Annotated in this window: 4 protein-coding genes; 2 read left to right on the forward strand and 2 right to left on the reverse strand. The window is 68.5% G+C overall.

All coding sequences use genetic code 11. The features are described from left to right. The first annotated feature begins 79 nt into the window (after window positions 1-79). Window positions 80-2,362, forward strand: a complete 2,283-nt coding sequence (locus AC1DSC_RS31565; RefSeq protein WP_015867535.1) for a TonB-dependent receptor — start codon at window positions 80-82, stop codon at window positions 2,360-2,362. Window positions 2,363-2,397: 35 nt separating this feature from the next. Beyond that, window positions 2,398-3,306, forward strand: coding sequence for a copper chaperone PCu(A)C domain-containing protein (locus tag AC1DSC_RS31570; protein ID WP_015867534.1), 909 nt, complete (start codon window positions 2,398-2,400; stop codon window positions 3,304-3,306). Window positions 3,307-3,316: 10 nt separating this feature from the next. Here the strand turns inward: AC1DSC_RS31570 and AC1DSC_RS31575 are convergent, their stop codons facing one another. Then, window positions 3,317-5,068 carry a phospholipase D family protein gene (locus tag AC1DSC_RS31575; protein ID WP_015867533.1) on the reverse strand — a complete coding sequence of 584 codons (1,752 nt, stop codon included), beginning with the start codon at window positions 5,066-5,068 and terminating at the stop codon, window positions 3,317-3,319. 93 nt (window positions 5,069-5,161) lie between these two features. Beyond that, complete coding sequence (locus AC1DSC_RS31580) at window positions 5,162-7,069, reverse strand: ATP-binding cassette domain-containing protein (protein WP_018907346.1); 1,908 nt, start codon at window positions 7,067-7,069, stop codon at window positions 5,162-5,164. Between the last annotated feature and the right edge of the window lie 355 nt (window positions 7,070-7,424).

Here is a 7,424-nt window from a genome sequence, read left to right on the forward strand (position 1 = left end):
GGTGCATGCGGCCTGTCCGGCTTGAAGTTCGTGGAGCAGGTTCCCAGTGAAAAAGCATTCCCGCGCCATGGCGATCGCCATGGCATTTCCCCTTGGCGCGCCCGCGTGGGCGCAGGACGCGCCTGATCCATCCGGCGGCAGCGGTGCGCGCACCCTGAGCACCGTCACGGTCAGCGGCGGCCGCCCGACCTCGCTGCCGACCCAGATTCCGACCACCATCGAGGGCGTGACGCACGAGCAGATCGCCGAAACCGTCAACGCCACCGACGGCGAAGACGCGCTCAAGTACCTGCCCAGCCTCGTGGTGCGCAAGCGCTACATCGGCGATTTCAACCATGCGGTGCTTGCCACGCGCGCCTCCGGCACGGGCAACAGCGCTCGCTCGATGGTGTATGCCGACGGCGTCATGCTGTCGAACCCGCTGGGCAACGGCGCTACCTACGCGCCGCGCTGGGGCATGGTCTCGCCCGAGGAGATCGAGCGGGTCGACGTGCTGTACGGGCCGTTCTCGGCGGCCTATCCGGGCAACTCGGTCGGCGCCGTGGTCGACTACGTGACGCGCATGCCCACCCGGCTCGAAGCGCACGCCAAGCTCAGCGGCTTCGCCTCCAACTTCGACCTGTACAACAGCCACTCCTCGCCCGCCGGCCAGCAGCTCGAGCTCTCGCTGGGCAGCCGCAGCGGCGACTGGTCATGGTGGCTCAGCGCCTCGCGCACCCACAGCAAGGGGCAGGCGCTGGTGTTCGGCAACCGGCTCGCGAGTGCCGGCACCCTGGGCAATGCCGGCACGCCGGTCACCGGGGCGGTTCTGGGGCTGAACCCGTCGAACCAGCCCTGGTGGCTGGTAGGCGGCTCGACGATCTACGACACCACGCAGGAGCAGGCCAAGCTCAAGCTGGCCTACGATTTCTCGCCCACGGTGCGCGCCACCTACACGCTGGGCGCCTGGAACAACACCACGCACGGCAGCGTCGACACCTACCTGCGCGATGCCTTCGGTGGGCCGGTGTATTCGGGGCGCGTGAACATCGCCGGGCGGAGCTACAACCTCGATGCGCCGAGCGCCGCGCTGGCGCCGACCGAAACCGCGCTCACCCACTACATGCATGGCCTCTCGGTGAAGAGCCACACCGGCGGGGTGTTCGACTGGGAGCTGTCCGCAAGCCTGTTCGACTATGCGCGCGACACCTCGCGCACGCCGACCACGCCGCTGCCCGGCGCCTTCAACGGCGGACCGGGCCGCACCACCGACATGGGGGGCTCCGGCTGGCACACCTTCAAGGCCGCCGGCACATGGCGGCCCATCGGCTCGGCCGAGGGCGTGGGCGCGCACGTGGTCGACTTCGGCTTCCAGCAGGACACCGCCCGCCTGCGCACCAGCGTCGGCAACACGCTCGACTGGATCGCCGGGCCGGCCGTGTCGCCGTTCTCCGGCTTCAACGGCAACACCCGGCTGCAGTCGCTCTACGTGCAGGACACCTGGCGCTTCGCCAAGGACTGGAAGACCACGCTCGGCCTGCGCCACGAACGCTGGGAGGCCTACGGCGGCCAGCTCGGCAGCGCGACGAAGCTGCTCGACTTCGCGCCGCGCAGGAACAGCTACGACTCGCCCAAGGCGGCCCTTGCCTGGCAGGCCACGCCGGACTGGCTGCTCAAGGCATCGACCGGCCGGGCAGTGCGCATGCCGACGGTGAGCGAGCTCTACCAGGGCTCGATCGACGGCAACCGCATCGTCAACACCGATCCGAACCTGCGGCCGGAGCGCTCCTGGACGACGGAGCTCAGCGCCGAGCGCGACCTGAAGGGCTGGGGGCTCGACGGCGTGCTGCGCACCACGCTGTTCTTCGAGAACACCAAGGACGCGCTCTACAGCCAGGCCCTCACCAATCTGGTCAGCACGGTGCAGAACGTCGATGCCATCCGCACCCGCGGCCTGGAGGTGGCGCTGAACGCGGTCGACGTGGGCGTGAAGGGGCTGGACCTGAGCGGCAGCCTCACGCTGACGCGCTCGAAGATCGCGGCCAACAGCGGTTTTCCGGCCAGCGTCGGCCGCGAGCAGCCGCGCGTGCCGAAGCTGCGGGCCACGCTGCTCGCCACCTACCGGCCCGATGCGAGGTGGAGCTACACCGTCGGCGCCCGCTACAGCGGCAAGCAGTACGGCACGCTCGACAACAGCGACGGCAACGGCGCGGCCTACATGGGCTTCTCGAAGTTCTTCGTGGTCGACGCGCGCATCCGCTACCGGATCGACCGGCAATGGAGCGCCGCCTTAGGCATCGACAACCTGAACAACAACAAGTACTGGGCCTTCCACCCCTATCCGCAACGCACCTACGTGGCCGAACTCAAGTTCGACCTCTGATTCCTTTCAACCGCCTTTTTCAAGGAGTTCCCGCAATGAACCATCCGCGCACCATCCTCAAGACCGCCGCCGCCTGCGCCCTGCTGGCAGGCACGGCCGCCGCCTGCGCCCACGTCACGCTGCCGCGCGGCGGCGCCACCGTCGGCAGCGACTACAACGCGGCCTTCCGCGTCGGCCATGCCTGCGAAGGCGCCAAGGCCACTACCGGCCTGGCCGTGCGCCTGCCCAAGGGTTTCCTGCTGAGCGACGCCCAGGCGCGCAAGGGCTGGAAGCTCGACGTGCAGAAGAACGCCGGCGACGGCGAAGTGCGCTGGACCGCCGAAAACCCGCAAGCGGCGCTGCCCGCCGGCGAGCGCGCCGAGTTCGTGCTGCGCGGCAAGGTGCCGGGCACGCCCGGCCCGCTGTGGTTCAAGGTGCTGCAGACCTGCGACGTGGGCAGCATCGATTGGGCGGAAGTGCCGGCCTCGGGCACTTCGACCACCGGGCTCAAGAGCCCTGCCGCCAGGCTCGACGTGGTGGCGCAGGGCGTGGCCACGGTCGACGTGCGCGACGGCTGGGTGCGCCAGTCGGTGCCGGGCCAGAGCGGCACCGGGGCCTTCATGAAACTCACCGCGCCCACGGGCGCCAGGCTGGTCGGCATCACGACGCCGGCCGCCGGCGTGGCCGAGGTGCACGAGATGAAGATGGAAGGCGACACCATGAAGATGCGCGAACTGCCGGGCGGCCTCGACCTGCCTGCCGGCCAGACCGTCGAGCTCAAGCCGGGCGGCTACCACGTGATGATGATGGACCTGAAGCAGGCGCTGGCCAAGGGTTCGACCGTGCCGATGACGCTGCGTTTCGAGGATGCCAAGGGCCAGAAGAGCTCGCTCGAGCTGAACCTGCCGGTGGGCGCGCCCGAAGGAGCCGACACCGCCGCGCCGGCCCATCAGCACAAGCACTGACGCCGGCGCCCTACAGCAGCTGGTCCGGCGCCAGCGGACCGAACAGCCGCAGCAGCAGGCGCAGGGTCAGGCTGGCGTCGGGCTCGGTGGAGGTGTCCTTCAGCCCGCTGCCTTCGGGCGCCCGCCAGACCAGCGAGCCGCCGTCCAGCTCGACCCGCCATGAGCCCTCGCGCATGCCGCGCTCGATCTGGGCGGAGGCCGCGCGCGAGAGCTCGGCGCTTCGCACGAGCAGCGCGATCTCGGTGTTCTGCAGCTGCGAGCGCAGGTCCAGGTTCATCGAGCCGACCACCAGCAGCCGGCCGTCCATCACCAGCACCTTCGAATGCAGCATCGAGCGCGATTCGCCGAGGCTGCCGCCGCTGCCCGACGAGCCGAAGGCATTGCCGACGCTGGCCTGCTCGCTGCGCAGCTCGTAGAGCTCCACGCCCACTTTGAGCAGATCCTCGCGATGGCGGGAGTAACCGACATGCGCCACCGGCGCGTCGTTCGACGACAGCGAGTTGGTCAGCACGCGGATGCGCACGCCCCGCCCCCGCGCCGCTGCAAAGGCCTGCATCATGTCCGGGCCGGGCACGAAATAGGGCGAGATGATGAGCAGGTCGCTGCGGGCCTGGCCGATCAGCTGCAGCAGGCCTTCGACCACCGTGTCGCTGCCCGCGGCCAGGTCGGAGCTGGCTTCGAGCGCCGCCGCGCGCCGCGACGAGCTGGCGGCGTCCCCGGGCTGGCTCACGACCAGGCCCGGCGCCCTCGTCTTCTCGGCGCCCTTGTCGGCCGGGATCTTTCCGGGCTGGTCGGCGAGCATCACCGCGGGCGCCCAGACGAAACGGGCGGTTCGCAGGTCCATCGGCTTTTCGTCCCAGGCGCGGGCGAGCTGTGCCGGCGTCGGGGCGGCGCCGTCCTTCGGTTCTGTTCCGGGCGCGGGCGGCGGGGGGGCCGGCGGCGGCGAGTTCTGCGCCCGAGCCGACTCGTCGGCCAGTTCCCGGTCGGCCTGCTGCGCGCGCTCGCGGATGGCCTCCAGCTCGCTGCGCTTGACCAGCGACTGGACCGGGTAGGCGCGTTCGTTGTTCCAGTAGCTGTCGAAGCTGCGCGACAGGTCCCGCACGATCGGCCCGGCCGCCAGGATGTCGACGTCGATGTAGTTGCCCTTCAGCGCATTGCCGAAATAGGCGTCGCCCAGGTTGCGCCCGCCGGTGACGCCGAGCACGTTGTCGGCGAGGAAGAGCTTGTTGTGCATCCGCTGCTGGATCCGCGAGGCATCGCCGATCGAGTTGAAGACGCGCGCCAGCGAAGTCCCGCGCGCGCCGGCCAGCGGGTTGAACAGGCGCATCTCGATGTTCGGCACGAACGCCAGGCCCAGCACCAGCGCATCGCGCCCGGTGCTGTGCAGGTCGTCGAGCAGGATTCGCACGCGCACGCCGCGCTCGGCCGCCGCTCGAAGTCCCCGCACCAGCCGGCCGGTGCTGGCGTCGGCATGGATGGCGTAGTACTGCAGGTCGAGCGTTTTCTGCGCGCCTTCGATCAGCGCGAGCCGACTGCCGTAGGCGGCGGGCGGCCCCGCGAGCAGCAGGAAGCCGGATTCGAAGCGCGCCCCGTCGGCCTTGCGCCGCTGCTGCACCAGGGCCTCCAGCGCGGTGCCGTTGGGCGAGGCGAGCGCGGTCGAGACCGGCCGGTCGACGTGCTCGGGCAGTTGTGCGCAGGCGCCCTGCAGGACAAGGACAAGAAGCGCAATGCTTCGGCCAAAGAGCGCGTAGAAGGAAGACATGCGGCGTTCCCGGAGCTTGGAAGCCGCATATATAGCCCAGTCGGCGCCGCCGCGGCGTGGGACGGCGGGACGGCCCGTCGTAGAACCAATGAACTAGCGCCCGGCGGACAGCTCTTCCTGGCGTTCCAGCGCCGCCAGCAGTTCGTCGTCGATCTGGGCGTGGCGCTGGCTCAACTCGGCCGCGCGCGAAGCGTCGCTGGCGTAGATCGCGCCGCCGTCGAGCTCGAGCATTTCGCCGATGCGCTTCTGCTCGGCCTCGAGCGCCTCGATCAGCGCCGGGAGCGCCTCGAGTTCGCGCTGTTCCTTGTAGCTGAGCTTCTTGCGGGCGGCGCCGGCCGGACGCGCGGGCGCCGGTTCGGCGGCGGCGGGAGCCGGTGCGGGCGGCGGGGCAGGCGGGGCGCCGGCGGCCTGCCGCTGCTCCGCGATCTCGCGCGCGCGCTTCGACTGGATCAGCCAGTCCTGCACGCTGCCCTCGTATTCGCGCCAGTGGCCGTCGCCCTCGAAGGCGATCGTGCTGGTCACTACGTTGTCCAGGAAGGTGCGGTCGTGGCTGACCAGGAACACGGTGCCGTCGTAGTCCTGCAGCAGGCCTTCCAGCAGTTCCAGCGTGTCGATGTCCAGGTCGTTGGTCGGTTCGTCGAGCACCAGCACGTTGGCCGGGCGCGCGAACAGGCGCGCCAGCAGCAGCCGGTTGCGCTCGCCGCCGCTCAGGGAGCGCACCGGCGAATTGGCACGCGCGGGGGAGAAGAGAAAGTCCGAAAGGTAGCTCTTCACGTGCTTGCGCTGGCTGCCGATCTCGATCCACTCGCTGCCCGGGCTGATGAAGTCCTCCAGCGTCGCGTCCAGGTCGAGCTTGTCGCGCATCTGGTCGAAATACGCCACCTGCAGGTTGGTGCCGCGGCGGATCTTGCCGCTGTCGGGCTCGAGCTCGCCCAGGATCAGCTTGAGCAGCGTGGTCTTGCCCGCCCCGTTCGGGCCCAGCAGGCCGACCTTGTCGCCGCGCAGGATGGTGCCGGTGAACTTGCGGATCACGGTCTTTTCGCCGAAGGACTTGGTCGCCTCGGTGAGCTCGGCCACGATCTTGCCGCTGCTCTGGCCCGAGGCCACGTCCATGTTGACGCTGCCTTGCACTTCGCGGCGTGCCGCGCGGCTTGCGCGCAGGGCTTCCAGGCGGCTGATGCGGCTCTGGCTGCGGGTGCGGCGCGCCTCCACGCCCTTGCGGATCCAGATTTCTTCCTGTGCGAGGAGCTTGTCCGCCTTGGCGCTGATGACCGCTTCCTGGGCGAGCTGTTCTTCCTTCTGCAGCAGGTACTGCTCGAAATTGCCCGGGTAGGAATTCAGCTTGCCCCGGTCCAACTCCACGATGCGGGTGGCCACGCGGTTGAGGAAGCTGCGGTCATGGGTGACGGTGACGACGCTTCCCTTGAAGTCGATCAGCAATTGCTCCAGCCATTCGATGGAGTCCAGGTCCAGGTGGTTGGTGGGTTCGTCCAATAGAAGAACATCCGGCGCGGCGACCAGCGCCTGGGCCAGCGCGACCCGCTTGCGGGTGCCGCCGGAGAGCGAGCCGACCCGGGCGTTGCGGTCCAGGTGGAGCCGATGCAGCGTTTCTTCCACGCGCTGCTCCCAGTTCCAGGCGTCGAAAGCTTCAATCTGGGATTGCAGCGCATCCAGGTCCAGGCCCTCTGCACCAGAAAGATAGAGGTCCCGTATGGCGATGACCGGGGCCAGCCCCTGGCTCGCGGCCGTGAATACGTCCGCGTCCATGTCCAGCTGGGGTTCCTGGGCAACGAACGCGATGCGCAGGTTCTGCTGCAGTTGGAGCGTGCCGTCGTCCGTCTTCTCCAGGCCACCCAGTATCTTGAGCAGCGAAGACTTGCCGGCACCATTGCGCCCGATCAGGCCGATACGCTCCGATTCGAGAAGAGAGAAGTCCGCATGATCGAGCAGCGGGACGTGACCGAACGCGAGTTGGGCGTTGAGGAGTGTGATGAGTGCCATGTGGCACGGATTATCGGAGGAGCCTCCCTTTCCCTCCGGGGGCGGCGCGAAGCGCCGTCCCCGGAGGGAAAGGCTCCGACGCCGATTTTGTTCACGGCAGTCTTGCAGGACCCGGAATTTGGCATATACTCGTGGGCTCGGCTGACAACGCTGCAAAGCACTTCAGGCAGCCGCTCCCAGGAGCGGAAAGCAAGAAGATGAAAGTCGAAAAAATCTTCTTCGAAGTTGACGCGGTTTGAAAAAACAGTGCATAATCGAAGGCTCCGCTGAAGCAGCTTCAGCGTCTCGTAGCGAAGGTTGCGGGGTGCGACAAGAAGCTGAAGAAAGCGAAAAAAGTTTGACGGTACTTAAAAAA

The sequence above is a fragment of the Variovorax sp. 01N425 genome (assembly GCF_056399465.1).

What these genes read in the sequence shown, in the direction of transcription:
- AC1DSC_RS31570 (WP_015867534.1), top strand. Translation starts at nt 2,398, where the DNA reads ATGAACCATCCGCGCACCATCCTCAAGACCGCCGCCGCCTGCGCCCTG.
- AC1DSC_RS31575 (WP_015867533.1), bottom strand. Translation starts at nt 5,068, where the DNA reads ATGTCTTCCTTCTACGCGCTCTTTGGCCGAAGCATTGCGCTTCTTGTC.
- AC1DSC_RS31580 (WP_018907346.1), bottom strand. Translation starts at nt 7,069, where the DNA reads ATGGCACTCATCACACTCCTCAACGCCCAACTCGCGTTCGGTCACGTC.
- AC1DSC_RS31565 (WP_015867535.1), top strand. Translation starts at nt 80, where the DNA reads ATGGCATTTCCCCTTGGCGCGCCCGCGTGGGCGCAGGACGCGCCTGAT.